Raw genomic sequence first — 18,522 nt, 5'->3', positions numbered from 1 at the left:
GAACCTTTTCCGATTCTGAAGGGTCCTGTGGGCGGGCATTGACCATTGCCACGCGGAATTCAATAATGGTCATTACCGCTGTTTTAATGATATTTTACTAGTGAATTTGAGCCAGATATGACAACCAGCTTATCGAATGTGCCTGATGCCTCCGGTCGCTTTGGAGAATTCGGCCGCCGCTTCGTCCCCGAAACACTGATGCATGCCCTGGAGGAATTGACCCAGGAATACGAGAAGGCCAAACAGGATCCATCATTTCAGGCGGAGCTGGATGACCTGCTTAAGAATTATGTAGGACGCCCGAATCCGCTCTATTTCGCGGAACGTCTGACCGAGCATTGTGGCGGAGGCAAGATCTACTTCAAGCGCGAAGATCTGAATCACACCGGTGCTCATAAGATCAACAACACCATGGGCCAGGCGCTGCTGACCATGCGGATGGGTAAAAAACGCGTGATCGCCGAAACTGGAGCCGGCCAGCACGGCGTGGCTTCTGCTGTGGCGTGTGCCCGCTTCGGACTGGAATGCATCGTCTATATGGGCGAGGAAGACATCCGCCGCCAGAAGCTGAACGTATTCAACATGAAAATGATGGGCGCTGAAGTCCGTGGCGTTTCCAGCGGTTCCAAGACTCTACGGGACGCAGTCAATGAAGCGATGCGGGACTGGATGTCGAGTGTGGAGACCACCCATTACATTATCGGTTCCGTGATTGGTCCGCATCCCTTCCCGATGATGGTTCGTGACTTCCAGTCGGTCATCGGAAAAGAGGCCCGCGAACAGTGCCTGGCGCAGACAGGTAAACTCCCCGATCAAGTGATTGCCTGTGTCGGCGGCGGTTCCAATTCGGCCGGCATGTTCTATCCCTTTATCGACGATGAGGGTGTGAAGCTGACCGGCGTGGAAGCGGGTGGCCGCGGTCCTGAACCGGGAGAGCATGCCAGTACGCTGAGTTATGGAGCCAAGGGTGTGCTGCATGGCAGTTTCGGATATGTGCTGCAGGACGATGACGGCCAGACGATGGACGTGCATTCGATCTCTGCAGGCCTCGACTATCCCGGCGTGGGTCCCGAACACAGTTACTGGAAAGACTCCGGCCGCGTGAATTACACCGCGATCACCGACGATGAAGCCCTCGAAGGCTTTCAGACCATGGCCCGCCTGGAAGGGATCATCCCGGCGATTGAATCGTCGCATGCGATCGCTTACGCCATCAAAGCAGCCCGCCAGGCCAGCCCCGATGAGACGATCGTCGTCTGCCTGTCCGGTCGTGGCGACAAAGACGTGAATGAAGTGGCCCGCCTGCTGGAACGGGAAATTTAATCCCCGGCCGGTTTTGTCGTGACAATAAAAATCATCCTTCTGAAATTCAGTTAAAAGCAGTACCCCCCATCGTGACAACTTTGATCTCTGAAACTTTTGCGAAGTTAAAATCTGAAAACCGCATGGCGTTCATGCCTTTCATCACCGCCGGCGATCCGGACCTGGCAACCACCGTTGATGTATTGAAAGAACTGGCCCGACAGGGAGTCGATCTGATCGAGGTAGGCTTCCCGTACAGTGATCCGATTGCAGATGGTCCGGTGATTCAGGAATCGTATACGCGGGCTCTCAATAACGGCTTCCACGTACACGACCTGTTTGAAGCTTTGAAAGAACTCTCTGCAGATGAGTCTGTCGATCTGCCGGCCCTGGTCGGCATGGTTTCGTATGCGATTATCTTTCGTTATGGTGCAGAGCGTTTCCTGAAAGAAGCCGCTGAAGCCGGGTTCTCGGGTCTGATTGTTCCCGATCTTCCCGGAGACGAAGCGGCGGAGTTCGTGGAAATCACCAGAGCGTCTGAGTTGGACCTGGTTCAACTGGTCTCCCCGCTTACGCCTGAAGATCGCACGAAGCGAATCGTGCAGTCCGCCTCGGGTTTCATTTACTGTATCGCTGTCGCCGGCACGACAGGTGTTCGCGATGAACTGCCTGCGGAACTGACAGCGCATCTGGAGTCGTTACGCTCGCTGACGGATCTACCTTTGGCGGTGGGCTTCGGCATCAGTAAGCCCGCGCATGTCGACACGCTCCGCGGTAAAGCCGACGGATTCATCATTGGTTCGGCGATTGTCAAACAATTCGCTGCTTTTTCTGACCCAGACCAGACGCGGGAAGCCGTGATTGCGTCGATCGGAAAATACGCAGGTGAGATGGCAGCCGCAACAAAAGGCTGAGGAACGGTTCCCGAACCGTTTCTATTTCTGGCGGGTCCCGGTCTGCTTGCGGACGAAGGGATAGAACCAGACTCCGTAAGGCAGGAACTGCGGCACGATAGGCGATTTGATGCGTTTGGGATTCGCGAGCTTCCAGCCGTATTTGCCCTTGAGCAGAGATGCGGGGACGCCTGATGCTTCCGCATGTTCAGCGGTCGCGGGGAAGGAATCGACGATCTCGACGGTGCCGATCAAGGTGCCCGTCGGGAGGGTCTCGGTGGCGATTTCCGCTTGCGCTGCTGCTTCGATGGCGTGTGGTGTCTTCGCGAGAGTCTTTGAAGCATAGACGTAGATCGTCCCGCGGATCTTAGTCTGACTGGAACGGAGCTCAATTGTTTTCACGCCCCGCATAATCAGTTCTGCCCAGGGTTGTCTGATTCCGAGAGCCGGCAGACTCTTGTCGGGATGTTGAATCGCTTTCGCCATTGTGGAATTAAACCTCGAACGATTGCTGATACTGGGGGATGATCGGTTCCTCATCGACCTCATCACGGATCAAGGCTGCCAGCGCCGTCGCCGATTCCGGTTCTCCGTGGACGAGGAAGACCTGGCCGATGTTTCCCCGTTTCGCGGAGGTTTCGTACCACCATTTAAAGTCTTCCACGTCGGCATGGCCTGACAGACCGCTGAGCTGAACGACCCTGGCTTTGACCTGGTAATAGCGATCAAAGATTTTCACTTTGGGATCGCGCTGCTGCAGACGCCGGCCCAGGGTATGCTCTGCCTGGTAACCCATCAGTACGACGGTATTCTCCGGATGTTCCAGGCCGTTCTTGAGGTGATGGCGGATACGACCGTTCTCACACATCCCACTGCCGGCGATGACGACGAACGCCCCTTCACGTTTATTGAGTTCGATACTCTGCTGACGGGTCGAAACGTAATCCAGCAGTGAGAAGCCGAAGGGATCCTTGTCTTCTTTCAAAACATCGCTGACGTCCTGATCCATATCCTGCAGATGATGGCGGTAGACTGAAACCAGGCGTGTGGAGAGGGGACTATCGACAAAAATCGGAATGTGTGGCAGACGGTTTTCGTTATACAGATCGTTCAAATAGTAAATGATCTGCTGGGTACGTCCGAGACTGAACGCGGGAATGATCACACGCCCTTCAACACGATAGGCTTCATCGAGAATGTGGTAGAGTTCCTCTTTAAGGTCCGAGGCTTTTTCGTGGATCCGGTTGCCGTAGGTGCTTTCTGAAATCAGAATCTCGCAACCCTCGATCGTATCCGGATCGCGCAGCAGGGGCAGATCGCGGCGACCCAGATCGCCGGTGAAGACCAGATGCCGCCATTCTCCCTGGTCCTTGATCTTCATCTCAATGATCGCGGATCCCAGAATATGGCCGGCATCCAGCAATCGTACCCGGAGGTCGTCCCCCAGGTCGTGCCATTCATGATAGTCCAGACGCTCGAACTGCTTCATGACCTGTCGCACATCCTCTTCATCGTAAAGCGGTTCGATGGGCGGATGCTTTTCATTCAGTTTGCGAGACAGATAACGGGCGTCTTCATCCTGAATACGGGCGCTGTCCTTGAGCATGATCTCCGCGATGTCCGCCGTCGCGGAGGTGCAGAAGATCGGTCCCCGAAAACCCTTGTTGTACAACCGGGGAATATTGCCACAATGATCCATATGTCCGTGCGAGAGGATGACGGCATCCAGGGACTCAGCGGGATAAGCGAAGCGGCAGTTCTTTTTGAATGACTCTGCCCGGTGACCCTGAAACAGGCCACAATCGAGCAGAATCCGTCGCCCGTCTGTCTCGATCAAATGTTGGCTGCCGGTCACCTCACCGGCGGCACCGAGGAACGTAATTTTCATCTATGATTTCATTCCCAGACAGTGGACTGGAGGCCATTCCAGCCCGGACAGGATTACAGGATAGAGACAGTTGGAGATGTGCCAATCAGATAATGATCTCCTGCTCGTTTTGAGAGGCGGTTTCCGTTCGTTCGGAAATGCTGTAGGTGTCCTGATGACGGCCGGTATAGGCGACAATCAGTTCAGCCAAGAGCCCCAGGCTGATCGCTTGCGCTCCCAGGATGGTTGCGGCGACAGAATAGGCCAGCAGCGGACGGTTTCCAATCGGTCCCAGTCCCAGACCAAACAGATTGGTCAACAACCAGACAACCCCCAGGTAGCCCAGTCCGAGGAATCCGAGCATCAGACAGCTCAAGCCGATGGCGCCCAGCATGTGCTGTGGACGTTGTCCATAACCGGTAAGGAAGCGAACTGTCAGCAGATCGAGGAACCCGCGCAGGAAACGTCGCACGCCATACTTGGAATAACCGTGCTGTCGTTCGCGGTGATGGACGGGAATCTCGGTCACTTTAAATCCACGGGCATCTGCCAGCACGGCGATGAAACGGTGCAACTCGCCGTAGATACGAATTTCCGCAGCGACCTCTTTACGGAACAGTTTGAAGCCACAGTTGTGATCGTGCAGTTTGAGCCCGGTCAGTTTCCAGATCATCCAGTTAAAGACTTTACTGGGATACACTTTATGCCAGGGGTCGAGGCGGCGCTCTTTCCAGCCATTGACGACATCGTAGCCTTCGTTGAGTTTGTCCAGAAAGCGGGGTATTTCTTTCGGGTTATCCTGCAGGTCGGCGTCCATCATCATGATCACCGAACCGCGGGCGGACCGCATGCCTGCAGTCAGCGCGGCTGCCTTGGCGAAGTTCCGACGGAAACGGATCCCCGAAACGCGTTCATCCTGCTTGGCCAGTTGCGAGATCAGTTCCCAGGACTTGTCGGTCGAACCGTCGTCAATAAAGATAATTTCCAGGTCAATCTGATGCTGCTGGCTGGTTTCGCAGATCTCCTGATACAGTTGTGGCAGACTTTCCGATTCATTCAATACCGGAATCATAATCGAGAGCACGACGCAGACCTTTCACTCAACAAACAGAAATCACAGGGAATCAATGGACTGGGAATCGGCGGCAGACTGTACGGAATCATCCACGTCTGAAGTCGATTTACCAAAGCTATAGTATAGAACAAAAGCAGCCAGAATTTCACTAGCAAATGAGACGATCCGGATCAGTAAGGCAGCGACAAACGCATTTGCAGGACCAATCAGGGCGGAACCGGCGAGAATCGTGGTGATCAGACCTTCCCGTACTCCCAGGCCGGCAGGTGCGAAAATCGCCAGAAAGCCCAGGGCATACGCGGCGGAGACTGCAGCGGTCCAGCGTGGCCATTCCTGCCATTCGAGTCCCGCTCCGTTGATGGAGGCGAGTGCCAGACCCAGGCTGAGTCCATGCAGCGTCCAGCTCACAAGAAACAACAACACGCCCGCATAGAGCAAACGTAAAGAGAAAGCAGCGGGAGGAGCTGGCTCGGTCGCTTTGACATCGGACTTTGTAAATTTCTTCGCGAACAGATTCAACAGACGAGACAACAGTGGCAGAGAGACAAACAGCGCCAGTAGAAACAGACCGGGAACCAGCCAGGGACGGGCCTGTACGGACTGCATCCACTCAGGCCACTGCTGAACCTGCTCTGCATTCAACACAACCGGAATCAAGGAAAGGAACACAACCAACCCGACTCCCATGACAGCCAGCGTCTCGTAAGCAGCCGTGAGGGCCGAAACAGAAACGCGTACGCCAAAATCTTTCAGCAGGGTCGCCCGGATCAAGAGGACCGAGACCTTACCGGGAATGTATTTCCCCAGGTGCCCGCAGTAGTAGGCGCGAGCGACAGGTCCGAAGCGAACCTGTTCTCCGGAACTGAGAATCAACTGACGCCAGAACCAGACCGAGGGTAACCAGGCAATGAAATAACAGGCTGCAGATAAAACCAGCCAGAGCGGATCAATGCTGATACCGGTAAGCGTGTCCCCCTGCTCTGCGTATAGTTCCGCTCCCTGCTGCCAGACGAAGTACAGGACCAGCGCAAGCAACAGCCATTTGACTCCCCGCCAGATTTTCCGCGAGACGGAAAGGGATTCAACTGTGGTGGGAGGGTCGGACATCAATCGTGGGTTTCGTGAGCTGGCGGTAAAAATCAGGCGGTGGCCTGGTCGGCAGGACTTTCTGGTGGTGGTTGAGATTTAAATAGCGCTCTGACCGAGGGGCGTCGCAGAACCAGAATCGTCCAGATACCGATGATGGTTCCCAAGGGGATCAGGAGACATTCAAAAATCGCAACCATCATACAGAATTCATAGCTTTCGTGGCGGGACAGTGACTGACCAGCCAGAATGATACAGAACAGGATCGCAACGCCAACCAGAAAGATCACCAGCCCGAATCCCAGTTCCAGTTCCACCTGATGATCCGGCTTGGTCTGTTCCATCGTCTTGCGATACGCATCGAAACCAAAATAAATGGTCTCATAAAACAGATAAGTCACAAAAACATTGACGATCCCATAAATGACCTGAATCTTGGATAGCAGTTTCAATTGCCGTTCGTCTCGTTCCATCCGTTCTACCTGTCGTCTGAAAAAAGCGGGGATTAGCTGGTCACTGAATGACGCTTGTACCTGTTGTTATCGACGGATTTTAAGGGGCCGCCGCAGCTTCGACCTCAGGAATCGGCTGTGATTCACCAGATTCGCGAAATTTTCCGGTCTTGAGGAACCGCAGGGTATGTGAAATTGACTGGGGATCATTCATCATAAAAGAGTGCAGCACGGGCAGAAGAACAAAATCCGCAGCTCCCGGCAGTCGCGTGCTACTGACGCTGACCGTACCGTCATCGTCACCTCGAATCAGAGGATTAAAGCCTTTCAACGTATCTCGCCCGCCGGCGACGACTCCAAATGGAAAGGGAGGTGTCGGCAGACTCGAAATGAAGTCCCCGTTCAATTCGGTCACCAGCTGCTGGCCCGCTGGCCCGTACACAACTTTGAACAGCAGATTCGAACGAAAGCGGTCTGCCATGTCTGCCCCCCGATTGGGGACTCCCAGCATGACCATGCGTCTGACACGGGGATCGACTTCCTCCTGCTGATCCAGCCAGGAGCGTACCACGAGACCGCCCATGCTGTGCACAACCAGATCGATCTCCTCAACGCCTTCCAGCGACTGGATCACCTTCTCCAGGAACTGGGCATTCTCTGGGATCGTCTTCTGGGTACTGGGATAATCGAAGGGAATCGTAATCCAGCCCTCCTTGAGGCAGGCCAGTCTCATTTTTTCAAAGGATTTGGAAGAGCGGATGATCCCGTGAATCAGAATCACCGCCCGGCCCTGCATCGGAGGAAGCCTGCGGGCCTCTCTGATTTCTGCGAGCTTCTGCCGGCATTCCTCAAGCGTTCCACTGGCATGCCGTTGATCGCTGGGATCAAGCAGGCGGTAGTGCTGGCTGATCACATTCTGTTGAATTTTCCAGCCTTGAAAAAACTGCACATCTCCCCAGAATTGACGTCCACCCATTGTTTTCATTGCCGGTACCTTCTCAGAGAGGTGCTTCCAGAGTTCGTTCAGATTCTGACTGTCGGGCAGGTCTTGTGCCTGACAGACAGTCGCATAAGCCGACAGCCATACCACGACTGCCCAGGCTGCAGATCGCTGTAACATAATTCGATTTCCACAGATCCGAGAGTCCCTGCAGCGGGTTTTCCACTGCGACAAACTGTACACATAGCATTGTATCGATTTGACGAATAGATAGAATGCCTTTTCAATCGAACCTGAGATATTTTATGATGAACGCACGGAATTGATTTCCGACGAAGCACACAGTCTGCCTCGAACCAGATTTACTGAAGCAAACTTAAGGAAGGACATTAAAACGTTATGGATCAGCAACAGCCTCTGTCAGACAACCCGCTTCTGGAACTGGAGGGCCTTCCCCGCTTCGATGAAATTGAGCCTGAGCATATTAAACCCGCAGTGAAATCCCTGCTGGAACAGTCGGAAGCAAGCCTGCGTAAAATCGAAAGCCAAGCACAGCCGAGCTGGGAAGGCTTGATGCAACCGCTCGAAGAGCTCGATTATCCCTGGGAACGCTCCTGGGGTTCCGTGGGACATCTGCTGGGAGTGAGAAACACACCTGAATTACGGGAAGCCTATGAAAGTGTGCTCCCCGAAATCGTCGCTTTTTCGCTGAGTGTCAGACAAAGCAAGCCGATCTATGAAGCCATGAAGTCCATCCGGGATAACGGCTCCTGGGATCAGTTGAATAATGCCCAGAAACGCATTATCGAAAAACGAATCCTCTCTGCAGAGCTGGCTGGTATCGGTCTCTCGGGAGATGAATTAAAGCGATTTAATGAAATCGCCACAGAGCTGTCCCAACTCTCCACCCGTTTCGCCAACAACGTGCTGGATGCAACCAAGGCCTATACACTGCTGATTACAGAGAGCAAAGATGTAGCGGGATTCCCCGACAGTCTGAAACAGCTCGCGGCTCAATCGTATAATACCTGGGACGATAAAGACGCAGATACCGAAGCCACCGCTGATGCGGGCCCCTGGCGAATCACCCTCGACTTCCCCTGCTTCGGTCCTTTCATGCAACATTGTCGCAACCGCATTTTGAGAGAGCAGGTTTACCGCGCATTCATTACCCGTGCATCGGAAGGGGAATACGATAATACATCGCTGATTCCCCAGATCCTGCAGTTACGCCAGGAAAAAGCAAAGCTTCTGGGCTACGCGAATTTTGCGGAAGTCAGCCTGGCAGAAAAAATGGCGCCCGGTATCGATGCTGTCCTGGAAATGGAAGAACAGCTGCGAAGTTCTTCCTGGGATAACGGACAGCAGGACCTGGCTGATTTGCAGGAATACGCGAAAGAGCAGGGAGAAACGGAACCCATCATTCAATGGGATTTCGCATTCTGGTCCGAGCGGCTCCGTGAAAAACGCTTCAGTTACACCGACGAACAGCTGCGGCCTTATTTCTCACTGGAGAAAGTTCTGGACGGCCTGTTCAGCCTGGTAAACCGGATCTTCGGCATTACGGTGACTCCCGCGTCAGAGACCGTTCCACTCTGGAATAAAGATGTGCGTTTCTTCCACATCGCGGATGAAGCCGGCAAAACAATCGCCGGTTTCTACCTTGACCCCTATGCCCGTCCGGCAGACAAGCGGGGCGGCGCCTGGATGGACGACTGCCTGGGTCGCAAACTGGTCAACGGGGAAGTTCAACTCCCGGTTGCACATCTGGTCTGTAACTCCACTCCCCCCGTAGGAGACAAGCCTTCGCTGATGACCTTCCGGGAAGTGGAGACCCTGTTCCATGAATTCGGACATGGTCTGCAGCACATGCTGACCACCATTGATGAAGCCGATGCCGCCGGCATTAATGGCGTGGAATGGGATGCCGTCGAGCTGGCCAGCCAGTTCATGGAAAACTGGTGCTATCACAAACCGACCCTGCTGGGGATGGCCAAGCATTACGAAACGGGTGAAACCCTGCCCGATGAACTGTTTGAAAAAATCAAGGCGGCACGCAACTTCCAGGCAGGAACTCAGATGCTGCGTCAGATTCAGTTCGGTGTAGTCGATCTGAAACTGCACAGCGAATTTGATCCTGCGGGTGAAAAATCGGTCTTCGATGTCCAGCGGGAAATCAGCCAGACGACGTCTGTTCTGCCGATGCTCCCTGAAGACCGCTTCCTCTGTTCGTTCCAGCACATTTTTGCAGGCGGGTATGCAGCCGGTTACTTCAGTTACAAATGGGCCGAAGTACTCAGTGCAGACGCCTTCAGTGCCTTTGAAGAAGCGGGTCTGGATAACGAGCAGGCCGTTGCCGAAACCGGCAGACGCTTCCGGGATACCATCCTGGCGATGGGAGGCAGTCGGCATCCGATGGATCTCTTCAAGGAGTTCCGCGGACGCGAGCCGAGTCCTGAACCATTGTTACGCCATTCCGGACTGCTGTAACCGGAGTGAAACAAAGCCATACCGACAGGCCAGTTGGATCCGTTTCAGCTGGCCTGTCGTCGTATTTCATAGTTGCCAGCCCTGCTTTTTGTCTGGACATCTGCTCCAAAAACAATGAGATTCCGCTGTGATCCGGCGACTTCTGCCGGTCCGCTAAAATGCTTGCACGAAATAAGTTCGACTGATATGATCCGCCCCATTCAGCTGCACATTTACCTGCATTTCAGAATTAAGCAAGGACGATATTCAGATGGCAAATCAGCTTGAGCAGGCGATCAAGGACAAATCAGCAATTATCGGCATTATCGGCCTGGGCTACGTCGGGCTCCCGCTGATTGACGCGTTCGTCAACACTGGTTTCAAAACGATGGGGTTTGACGTTGATCAGAACAAAGTCGATCAACTGCAGGCCGGCAAAAGTTATATTAAGCACATCCCATCCGAAACCGTTGCCAAGTGGATTGCGAAAGAACAGTTCGAAGCGACCGCTGACTTCTCCCGGATGAAAGAAGCAGACGCCCTGCTGATCTGTGTTCCAACACCCCTGACCACCAGCCGGGACCCCGACCTGACCTATGTGGAAAACACCGCGAAAGTCATCGCGGAAACCCTGCGGCCCGGTCAACTGGTCGTACTGGAAAGTACCACTTATCCCACGACGACCCGGGACGTCATGCTGCCCATTCTGGATAACGCTGGTCTGAAAGTCGGCGAAGATTATTACCTCGCCTACAGCCCCGAACGCGAGGATCCCGGTAACCCCGACTTCTCTGCAGCGGGCATCCCCAAAGTGGTCGGCGGTATGGAAGAAAACAGTCTGAGGATTGCTTCGGCCCTGTACTCACACGCTGTTGTGAATGTGATCCAGGTCTCGTCTCCGGAAGTCGCCGAAGCCTGCAAGATTCTGGAGAACACCTATCGGGCCGTCAACATCGCGATGGTCAACGAGCTCAAGACACTCTTCGATCGCATGGACATCGATGTCTGGGAAGTCATCGACGCTGCCAAGACCAAGCCTTTCGGTTTCCAGGCCTTTTATCCCGGTCCCGGACTGGGGGGCCACTGTATTCCCATCGATCCGTTCTACCTCAGCTGGCTGGCACGTAAAGAAGGTCAGACGACCCGCTTCATCGAACTGGCCGGTGAAGTCAACACTCGCATGCCACGCTACGTGATTGACCGTCTGGCTGAGTTCATGAACGAAAAAGCAAAACCGCTCAAAGGCAGTAAGATCTGCATGCTGGGCGTGGCTTATAAAAAAGATGTCGACGATCCGCGTGAAAGTCCTTCGTTCCACCTGCTGGATCTGCTGATGGAGCGGGGCGTGGACTTCACCTACAACGATCCCCACATTCCGAAACTGCCCAAGATGCGGCATCACGATGTACCTGCGATGGAAAGTCAGGAACTCACTCCCGAGTATCTGGCAGCTCAGGACTGCGTACTGATCGCGACAGACCACAGTGCTTATGACTATGACTTTATCGTCAAGCACAGCCAGATGGTTCTCGACACTCGTAATGCGACCAAAAATGTGACTGAAGGCCGCGAGAAGATCTTCAAAGCCTGAAGCACAACAGCAAAAACTACAGCCCGGGACGATTTTGCCCGGGCTGTTTTCGTTTCCAGAATCGACAGATTGAGTTCAGCTCAACCGGGTTTCCAGGGCCTGTTTCTGCTGCTGAAACTGTTCCTCGGTCAAAACCGGCGTCGCCCCCTCTGTCGAATAAGCCTGAGTAAGTTCTACCCAGGAACGGCAACCGCCGTAACGGGCTTCATCTTCAATCTCAAAGGGCTGCGGCATCTGATACGCCCGAACCAGCAGAACGTATAACCCGGGACGCTTATACGCAAAGCGTTGTGCGAGCGTCTCCTGGTTGAGGACCTGCAGTTCTTCCAGACCGGCCAACTGCGACTCCTCTTGCAACTCGAGCACCTGCTCCACCACGGCGTACAGCCCAAGCCTGATCTGACCGGCTGCAGGTTCCTGCGCATAAGGTTGCGACAACAGGCTCTCCTGCCCTGCCTGCAGTTGATCCGCGCCCTGATGGAAGCGGGTCGGGAACAGCCAGAACTCACGATGTTCAACACGAAAGCCATCGCGGCCTTCATGAATGCCCCCCTTCCGTACAATCAGTGACTGTCGACCCTCTGCCAGGGAAGCACAGATGGCTCCCCACTCTTTAAAGGCGATCTGATTTTCTGCCTGCATTCTGCTACCAGTTTTCTCTTTTGGTCGAAGTTACTTTTCAGGTGAGTTCGGATTTTTCATCCAGTAGAGATAGCCGTCTTCCGCCCCGACAATCAGATCACGAACGCCATCCTGATTCCAGTCGACCGTGCAGGGACTGCTGGTATGACCGGCCAGTTTGCGCTGACTGAGCGGCCCTTCATTCTTCAGAACCACTTTCCCATCCACGGACTTCAGGTTGCGGTAGAAGTCTGCGTTCGTGCTGTTGACCAGCAGGTCCAGGCGACCATCACCGTCCCAGTCAACCACGTGCAGTTTGTAGCGTCCACTGCCTCCGGCCCGCTTTTTGTTCATCTGAATCGGCTTGAGCGATTCATCGACAAAGATCCGCTCACCGGGCTGAAGCTTGAGCTGATCTCCCTCTTTGACTCGCTTAAAGAACGCGAGATACCCTTCGTGATCCAGCATCACCAGGTCCATCAGTCCGTCCTGGTTCCAGTCGACGGCAACGGGAGTTGTCCGCCACTGAGTGACCAGTTGTTTTCCCCGTGGATCCCACCAGTTCCAGGCTGGTTTGGGAGCTGCTGCTTTCCACTCGACGTCAATCGTCTGTGCCGGCGCCAGTTTGGGCTCCGTCCGGGTGCCGATGTTTTTAAACAGTAGAATCTCTCCCCAGATCGAATTCACCAGCAGATCCGGCAGTCCATCCTGATCCCAGTCTGCCACGGTCTGTGTCGTATAACCCCACTTCGCTTCACAGGGGCCCTGGATCGAACCATTGGGGCCCGCCTGAATGCGAATCGGTCGTCCTCCAGCCTGCAGATAGCGGGGAGCTGCCAGTCGTGGCGACCGAGAATGGCCATCCAGATTTTCGAAGAAGCCAATGTAACCGGCAGTATTTCCACAGATCAGATCTTCGTCCCCATCACCATCCCAGTCGAAGGCATAAGGAGTCGCCAGGGCACCAAATTTGACGCCAGCCGCTTTCTGACGGAAATAGCGGGGTGGTAAAAATTGGGGGACGCCACCAATCAGTTCTCCAGTATTCTCGATGAAGGCAACGCGGCCATCTTCATCACCGACGATCAGATCGATATCGCCATCCTTGTCCCAGTCAATCGCCTTGGGAACGATCATCTGCAGATCCATCTGAATCGGATCCCCATTGCTCGCCAGACGCCGCCCGAGTGTATACCGCGGCTCAGTCCGCGAGCCGGTGTTTTCGAAGTAAGTCAGCTGATCCAGAAATTCTCCACAGATCAGGTCCAGGTCACCGTCGTCATCGAAGTCAGCAAAGTTGGGAGAGGGCCAGCCAAAGACTTCGAGATCCTTATCACCCACTTTGATACGGGCTGGCTTAGCATAGTCCGGTTTGGCATCTGTTCCCTCATTGTTGAGCACATACACATATCCGCGAAGGGGGCCGTTGGTCCATTGCCCCAGTTGATTGTAGGCATCGTCCCAACCGTAGTCGCTCCAGTCGCCGACACCGACCACCAGATCCTGGTCGCCGTCGCCGTCGTAGTCTACGTAATACCATTGATTGGCCCGCACCTTGCCGCCGTGCACATTCCGTTCAACAGGCAGTCCGGTGAGTTTATCAAACCCATGCTGTTTAAAGTCGACCACTTCACGACCGGCGACCAGCACACGTGGTTTGCCGTTCACAAAGGAAAGACACGTGTTATGATAGCCTTTGCCCAGTCTGACCCCCGGCTCAAAAACCGGCATCGAATCTTTACCATCCGACTTGTTTTCAAAGAAATAAGTGCCGTTCGATGGTTTGTCGGGACAGGAAACAAGCAGATCCAGATCGCCGTCGCCGTCGTAGTCCATCGGTAAAGGCCAGGCCCATAAGCCGACGCCCAGATCCACTTCCAGCTGTGGATTCTGATACGTCAATTGTTCAAGTTCCTCAGCCTGGGAAACAGCAGAGGCAGATAGAGCCAGACAGAACAGACAAAGGTATAAAGGCGTACGGAGCAGGTGTCGAGCGAGCATAAATGGAATTTCCTAAATCGGAATGAGTGGTATCGTTCCCGAAGAACAGACGTGCTATAATCTTTGCTTTTATAGATCTCTCTATATATTTAACTCGAACAGACTGGAAGATTCCAGTCGTTCCTGACCGCACTAAATCAATAAGTTGAAATCGAATGAATTGGTTGCTTCTCTGCCGACTGCTGGGCCTGGTAGGCATGCTGGTCGGTGCGTCAATGGTATTCAGTCTCCCCTGGGCATTCCCCTTTTTTGGAGAGGCTGTCGAATTTGAGTCTGCGGGTTTCTGGGGCATCTGTGGGGCGATTGCCTGCAGTCTGGTCTCCGGCTCCCTGCTCTACCTGGCCGGGCGAAAAGAGCATGGCACGATCCTGCGCAAAGAGGCACTCGCCGTCGTTGGTTTGAGCTGGATTTATTCCGGTGTCCTGGGCTGCCTCCCCTTTCTGTTCTCCGGTTCGATGGTCTCCCCCGACGTTCCGATGACAGTTCCCGATGCATTATTCGAATCAATCTCTGGCTTCACAACGACGGGAGCCTCGGTACTCAGAGAGCTGGAAGATCCGAAGCTGATACCGCGCTGTGTCCTGTTCTGGCGAAGCTTCACCCACTGCCTGGGTGGTATGGGAATCATCGTGCTGTTCGTCGCAATCCTGAGCCATCTCGGCGCGGGCGGAAAAGCGCTCATGCGGCGTGAGGTCCCCGGCCCGACGAGTGAAGCGGTCCGCCCCCGAGTGCGTGAGTCAGCGATCGTCATGTGGACCATCTATGTCGCCTTTACCCTCGTGCTGGCGCTGATCCTCTGGCTGGAAGGCATGAGCGCCTTCGATGCATTCTGCCACAGTTTCGGATCGATGGCGACCGGGGGTTTCAGCACGCACAACGCCAGTGTCGGGTATTTCAACAGCTCATTGATTGAATTTACGATCGCGGTATTCATGGTGGCAGCGGGAACCAACTTCTCGCTCTACTTCCTGTCGTTAAAAAATATGCGTTCGCACGACTTCTCCTGGAAGAGTATGATTGCCCCGCTGCGTAGCGATATTGAGTTCCGCACCTACCTGTTGATCCTGAGTGGCGCGATCATTTTTCTGACCTATAACCTGATCAACAACCATATTTACGACACCCTGCCCGACGCACTGCGTTATGCCGGCTTTCAGGCGGTCTCCATCATGACCACCACCGGCTACGGGACAGGCGACTTCGACACGTGGAATGAATCGTCCAAAATGCTGCTGCTGTTACTGATGTTTGTGGGAGGCTGTGCCGGTTCGACGGCGGGGGGCATCAAGGTGATTCGCGTTGTGCTGTTTGCCAAGATCATCTGGCTGGAAATCGAGAAATCGTTTCGCCCGAACGTGGTCCGTCCCCTGCGAATTGGCACCACGAACATCGAACAGGGAATTCGCAATGACGTCACCGTGTACTTCAGCCTCGTGCTGGTCATCTTCATCTTCAGCAGTCTGTTGTTGACCGCCATCGAACCCAATACGGAGTGGCAGACAAACAAACCGGAAAAGCTGATCGACTGCACCAGTGCCGTGGTCGCCACTTTGAATAACATCGGCCCGGGGGTCGGCGAACTGGGGCCGACCGAAAACTATGCCGACTTCACGCTCACGGGGAAAGTCATCCTGACGATCCTCATGCTACTGGGCCGTCTGGAACTGTTTGCCATCCTGGTCCTGTTCGTTCCCTCCTTCTGGAAGAACTACTGACGGTACATTAAAAAAGCCCGCAGCTTTGTCGCCACGGGCTTCAGGATCTGCACAGTCTTTCCAATCAGAGTTTTTCCGGTTTCAGCTCTGTTTTATATTTTTTCGGCCCAGTGCCGGAGTTGTTCGGATCATAGTCATCGACGGTATCCGTTTTTGCTCCCTGGGAGGGAATCTCTGCTTCCCTGCCCAGCGCCCACAGAATTCCATTTAATGCCAGCTTCCGTACGTTGGGATCTTTGAAGTCAAAAGGGTGCGCAGTCGTGGTGAAGAAGACACGGCCCCGGGTTCCGTCTGCTCCCTTGTAAGTCTTGGTCCAGGCGACCGGATTGGTCAGCGGATACTTATCGAGGTTCCCTTTCTGCTCATGTCCGGATTTGAGTGAGCGTCCCGTCAACAGGGGCTTGCTGTCCCCCGCCAGTTGATGCCCTTCGCTGCCACCATCCACATGATACAACCAGGAATACGCCTTGTACGGTTTGACGCCCCGCAAAATCGGATGATCTGCAGCCTCCTCATTCACCATGACCTCCGTCAGGTATTCGTGCCCGTCACCGAAATGTCCGTGGTGAGTGATCCACTTCTGCCCAACCAGTTCGGCGATTTTCTGATCGTTCCACGCCTTGAAGGGGCTCTTCGGATCTCGGAACATGAAAGCATGTGTGGCTGTCCGGAAACCGACAATCGGCTTCCCCGACTTCACAAAGTTCAGGAAATGCTGGAACTGTTCGGGAGGCAGATCGCGAAACCGCGTGAAGAGCACCATCAGGTCTGCATCGTCGAGGGCTTCCAGGCCACTGATCGATTTCTGATTCCCGGGTGAGATATTGCCCTCATCATCCAGGGAATAACAGACAGTGACATCGAAGCCATAATCCCGTTTCAGAATCTTGGCCAGCATCGGCATCGATTCCTCCGACCGGTACTCATCATCGCCGGTAACGAACACCACATGCGGCTTCTTCTCTGCCCGGGCTTCACTCACAAAGACGGTCCCCAGTAACAAGGTGGATAAACAACACGCGATCAGAAAAGACAACGATTTCATAACAACTCCTGCCAGCGCTGCGGGCTCTTTGTATATGTAATATTGAGACACGGTAAATTGAAACAGGCATCTATCGTATCGAATCCCTGAACCTGAAATCAATTGTTGCCCGGTAGAACTCTTGACCTGGCCCCCCGAATTCTGCATGCTGGAAGAGGCTGATATTGGCCTTTCACCGCGGTACTTTCCAGTTTTGTTCTTTCCATTTTGAGCTCGCCCGACTATGAACTATGCCCGATCCCCGTTTCGTCTGCTGTCTGCCCTCCTCTGCCTGGTTTTATGTCATGCCTCGACTGAATTGATCGCAGCCCCTCCGCAGAACCTGCCCGAAATCTCAGACAAAAACATTCATCTGCGTGGCAGCTATCAGAACAGCAAACAGAAATTCGAATCTACTAAAACGGGCCACGTCGCTTTCCTGGGTGGCTCAATCACCGAAATGAACGGCTATCGGCCGATGGTCTGTGAGTTCCTGGAAAAGACATTTCCCGAGACCAAATTCACATTTACCAACGCCGGCATCTCCTCCACCTGCTCGAACACGGGTGCGTTTCGTACGAATCGCGATGTTCTCAGCCAGGGGCCAGTCGATCTCTTCTTTGTCGAATTCGCTGTCAACGACGATCAGGATGCCGGGCACTCCAAGGAAGCAGCGATTCGCGGGATGGAAGGAGTGATCGCCCAGATCCGGCGGCACAATCCTTATGCCGACATCGTCATGGTGCATTTCGTAAACCCTTCGATGCTGGAAACCATTCAACAGAAGAAAAAACCGCTCTCCAGTTCCAGTCATGAGCAGGTTGCAAAACACTACCAGATTTCAACCATCGATCTGGCCAGTGAAGTCGCCCGTCTGATCGACGCCGACCAACTGACCTGGAAACAGTATGGCGGAACACACCCGGCTCCTTTCGGTAATGCAATTTGTGCCGCCATGATTGAAAAGCTGCTGACACGTGCCTGGCAGGAATCCGGACCAAAAGAAAAACATTCTACGCCGGATCAGCCGCTGGATGTCTTCAGTTTCCGCAATGGCCGTTTGATTGACGTTAAGCTTGCGAAACCAGCATCGGGCTGGGAGATCGAGGTTCCTGCCTGGGAATCCATTCCGGGTAGTAAACGCAGTCGCTTTACCAGCATCCCCATGTTGTGTGCAGAGAAACCGGGTGCCGAACTGGAGTTGGACTTTAAGGGAACCGCACTGGGCGCGTTCATTGTCGCCGGCCCCGATGCAGGTCAGCTGGAAGTCAGCATTGATGGTGGACCGTTTCAGACACACGATCTGTACCATCATTACAGCAAAGGCTTGCACTATCCCCGCACGGTCGTCTTTAACAGCGAACTCAAACCAGGCAAGCATCAGGCGAAAATCCGGGTGAGTCCGAAATCGTCCAGCACGGGACATGCTGCCCGCATCATGTACTTCACCGGCAACTGAAACTGTCTGCCTGGTTGATACGTCCGG

15 protein-coding genes are annotated in these 18,522 nt (G+C 54.1%); 6 read left to right on the top strand and 9 right to left on the bottom strand.

Translation table 11 applies throughout. The features are described 5' to 3' along the window. The first annotated feature begins 117 nt into the window (after positions 1-117). A complete protein-coding gene (trpB, locus tag RID21_RS21405; RefSeq protein ID WP_350192414.1) occupies positions 118-1,323 on the top strand; it encodes a tryptophan synthase subunit beta in 1,206 nt (401 codons plus the stop codon). A 71-nt stretch (positions 1,324-1,394) separates the two neighbouring features. Further along, positions 1,395-2,216: a tryptophan synthase subunit alpha gene (gene trpA, locus RID21_RS21400; RefSeq protein WP_350192412.1), complete on the top strand. Its 822-nt coding sequence runs from the start codon at positions 1,395-1,397 to the stop codon at positions 2,214-2,216. Positions 2,217-2,237: 21 nt separating this feature from the next. Here the strand turns inward: trpA and RID21_RS21395 are convergent, their stop codons facing one another. The 6 genes from RID21_RS21395 to RID21_RS21370 form a co-directional block, all read right to left on the bottom strand. Continuing rightward, entirely contained in the window at positions 2,238-2,681 is a 444-nt protein-coding gene (locus RID21_RS21395; protein WP_350192410.1) for an ASCH domain-containing protein, read from the bottom strand. A gap of 7 nt (positions 2,682-2,688) precedes the next feature. Further along, positions 2,689-4,083 (bottom strand): MBL fold metallo-hydrolase RNA specificity domain-containing protein, encoded by a 1,395-nt coding sequence (locus tag RID21_RS21390; RefSeq protein ID WP_350192408.1) that lies wholly within the window; start codon positions 4,081-4,083, stop codon positions 2,689-2,691. Positions 4,084-4,168: 85 nt separating this feature from the next. Further along, a complete protein-coding gene (locus RID21_RS21385) occupies positions 4,169-5,134 on the bottom strand; it encodes a glycosyltransferase family 2 protein (protein ID WP_194242851.1) in 966 nt (321 codons plus the stop codon). A gap of 42 nt (positions 5,135-5,176) precedes the next feature. After that, a complete protein-coding gene (locus RID21_RS21380) occupies positions 5,177-6,244 on the bottom strand; it encodes a lysylphosphatidylglycerol synthase transmembrane domain-containing protein (protein ID WP_350192406.1) in 1,068 nt (355 codons plus the stop codon). Positions 6,245-6,276: 32 nt separating this feature from the next. Continuing rightward, on the bottom strand, positions 6,277-6,696 hold the full coding sequence (locus tag RID21_RS21375) for a hypothetical protein (protein ID WP_350192404.1): 420 nt from the start codon (positions 6,694-6,696) through the stop codon (positions 6,277-6,279). A 79-nt stretch (positions 6,697-6,775) separates the two neighbouring features. Further along, positions 6,776-7,795: an alpha/beta fold hydrolase gene (locus RID21_RS21370; RefSeq protein ID WP_350192402.1), complete on the bottom strand. Its 1,020-nt coding sequence runs from the start codon at positions 7,793-7,795 to the stop codon at positions 6,776-6,778. Between the two features lie 219 nt (positions 7,796-8,014). Here RID21_RS21370 and RID21_RS21365 point away from each other — a divergent pair, with 219 nt between their 5' ends. Next, positions 8,015-10,105 (top strand): M3 family metallopeptidase, encoded by a 2,091-nt coding sequence (locus RID21_RS21365; protein ID WP_350192400.1) that lies wholly within the window; start codon positions 8,015-8,017, stop codon positions 10,103-10,105. A gap of 250 nt (positions 10,106-10,355) precedes the next feature. Further along, entirely contained in the window at positions 10,356-11,675 is a 1,320-nt protein-coding gene (locus RID21_RS21360) for a nucleotide sugar dehydrogenase (RefSeq protein ID WP_149343082.1), read from the top strand. Between the two features lie 75 nt (positions 11,676-11,750). Here RID21_RS21360 and RID21_RS21355 read toward each other — a convergent pair whose 3' ends face one another. Together RID21_RS21355 and RID21_RS21350 are read right to left on the bottom strand one after the other, a co-directional pair. Then, positions 11,751-12,317, bottom strand: coding sequence for a DUF1802 family protein (locus RID21_RS21355; RefSeq protein WP_350192398.1), 567 nt, complete (start codon positions 12,315-12,317; stop codon positions 11,751-11,753). 30 nt (positions 12,318-12,347) lie between these two features. Then, positions 12,348-14,297 (bottom strand): FG-GAP repeat domain-containing protein, encoded by a 1,950-nt coding sequence (locus tag RID21_RS21350; RefSeq protein WP_350192396.1) that lies wholly within the window; start codon positions 14,295-14,297, stop codon positions 12,348-12,350. A 155-nt stretch (positions 14,298-14,452) separates the two neighbouring features. On the opposite strand from RID21_RS21350, the gene RID21_RS21345 reads away from it, so the two are divergent. Continuing rightward, entirely contained in the window at positions 14,453-16,012 is a 1,560-nt protein-coding gene (locus tag RID21_RS21345; protein ID WP_350192394.1) for a TrkH family potassium uptake protein, read from the top strand. A gap of 64 nt (positions 16,013-16,076) precedes the next feature. Here the strand turns inward: RID21_RS21345 and RID21_RS21340 are convergent, their stop codons facing one another. Then, positions 16,077-17,057 carry a ThuA domain-containing protein gene (locus RID21_RS21340; RefSeq protein WP_350192392.1) on the bottom strand — a complete coding sequence of 327 codons (981 nt, stop codon included), beginning with the start codon at positions 17,055-17,057 and terminating at the stop codon, positions 16,077-16,079. Positions 17,058-17,280: 223 nt separating this feature from the next. Here RID21_RS21340 and RID21_RS21335 point away from each other — a divergent pair, with 223 nt between their 5' ends. After that, entirely contained in the window at positions 17,281-18,495 is a 1,215-nt protein-coding gene (locus RID21_RS21335; protein ID WP_350192390.1) for an SGNH/GDSL hydrolase family protein, read from the top strand. Positions 18,496-18,522: the final 27 nt, after the last annotated feature.

This window comes from Gimesia sp. (assembly GCF_040219335.1).
Taxonomy (GTDB): Bacteria; Planctomycetota; Planctomycetia; order Planctomycetales; family Planctomycetaceae; genus Gimesia.
This window is presented reverse-complemented; position numbering and strand designations above follow the sequence as displayed.

What these genes read in the sequence shown, in the direction of transcription:
- trpB (WP_350192414.1), top strand. Translation starts at nt 118, where the DNA reads ATGACAACCAGCTTATCGAATGTGCCTGATGCCTCCGGTCGCTTTGGA.
- RID21_RS21395 (WP_350192410.1), bottom strand. Translation starts at nt 2,681, where the DNA reads ATGGCGAAAGCGATTCAACATCCCGACAAGAGTCTGCCGGCTCTCGGA.
- RID21_RS21390 (WP_350192408.1), bottom strand. Translation starts at nt 4,083, where the DNA reads ATGAAAATTACGTTCCTCGGTGCCGCCGGTGAGGTGACCGGCAGCCAA.
- RID21_RS21385 (WP_194242851.1), bottom strand. Translation starts at nt 5,134, where the DNA reads ATGATTCCGGTATTGAATGAATCGGAAAGTCTGCCACAACTGTATCAG.
- RID21_RS21380 (WP_350192406.1), bottom strand. Translation starts at nt 6,244, where the DNA reads ATGTCCGACCCTCCCACCACAGTTGAATCCCTTTCCGTCTCGCGGAAA.
- RID21_RS21375 (WP_350192404.1), bottom strand. Translation starts at nt 6,696, where the DNA reads ATGGAACGAGACGAACGGCAATTGAAACTGCTATCCAAGATTCAGGTC.
- RID21_RS21370 (WP_350192402.1), bottom strand. Translation starts at nt 7,795, where the DNA reads ATGTTACAGCGATCTGCAGCCTGGGCAGTCGTGGTATGGCTGTCGGCT.
- RID21_RS21365 (WP_350192400.1), top strand. Translation starts at nt 8,015, where the DNA reads ATGGATCAGCAACAGCCTCTGTCAGACAACCCGCTTCTGGAACTGGAG.
- RID21_RS21360 (WP_149343082.1), top strand. Translation starts at nt 10,356, where the DNA reads ATGGCAAATCAGCTTGAGCAGGCGATCAAGGACAAATCAGCAATTATC.
- RID21_RS21355 (WP_350192398.1), bottom strand. Translation starts at nt 12,317, where the DNA reads ATGCAGGCAGAAAATCAGATCGCCTTTAAAGAGTGGGGAGCCATCTGT.
- RID21_RS21350 (WP_350192396.1), bottom strand. Translation starts at nt 14,297, where the DNA reads ATGCTCGCTCGACACCTGCTCCGTACGCCTTTATACCTTTGTCTGTTC.
- RID21_RS21345 (WP_350192394.1), top strand. Translation starts at nt 14,453, where the DNA reads ATGAATTGGTTGCTTCTCTGCCGACTGCTGGGCCTGGTAGGCATGCTG.
- RID21_RS21340 (WP_350192392.1), bottom strand. Translation starts at nt 17,057, where the DNA reads ATGAAATCGTTGTCTTTTCTGATCGCGTGTTGTTTATCCACCTTGTTA.
- RID21_RS21335 (WP_350192390.1), top strand. Translation starts at nt 17,281, where the DNA reads ATGAACTATGCCCGATCCCCGTTTCGTCTGCTGTCTGCCCTCCTCTGC.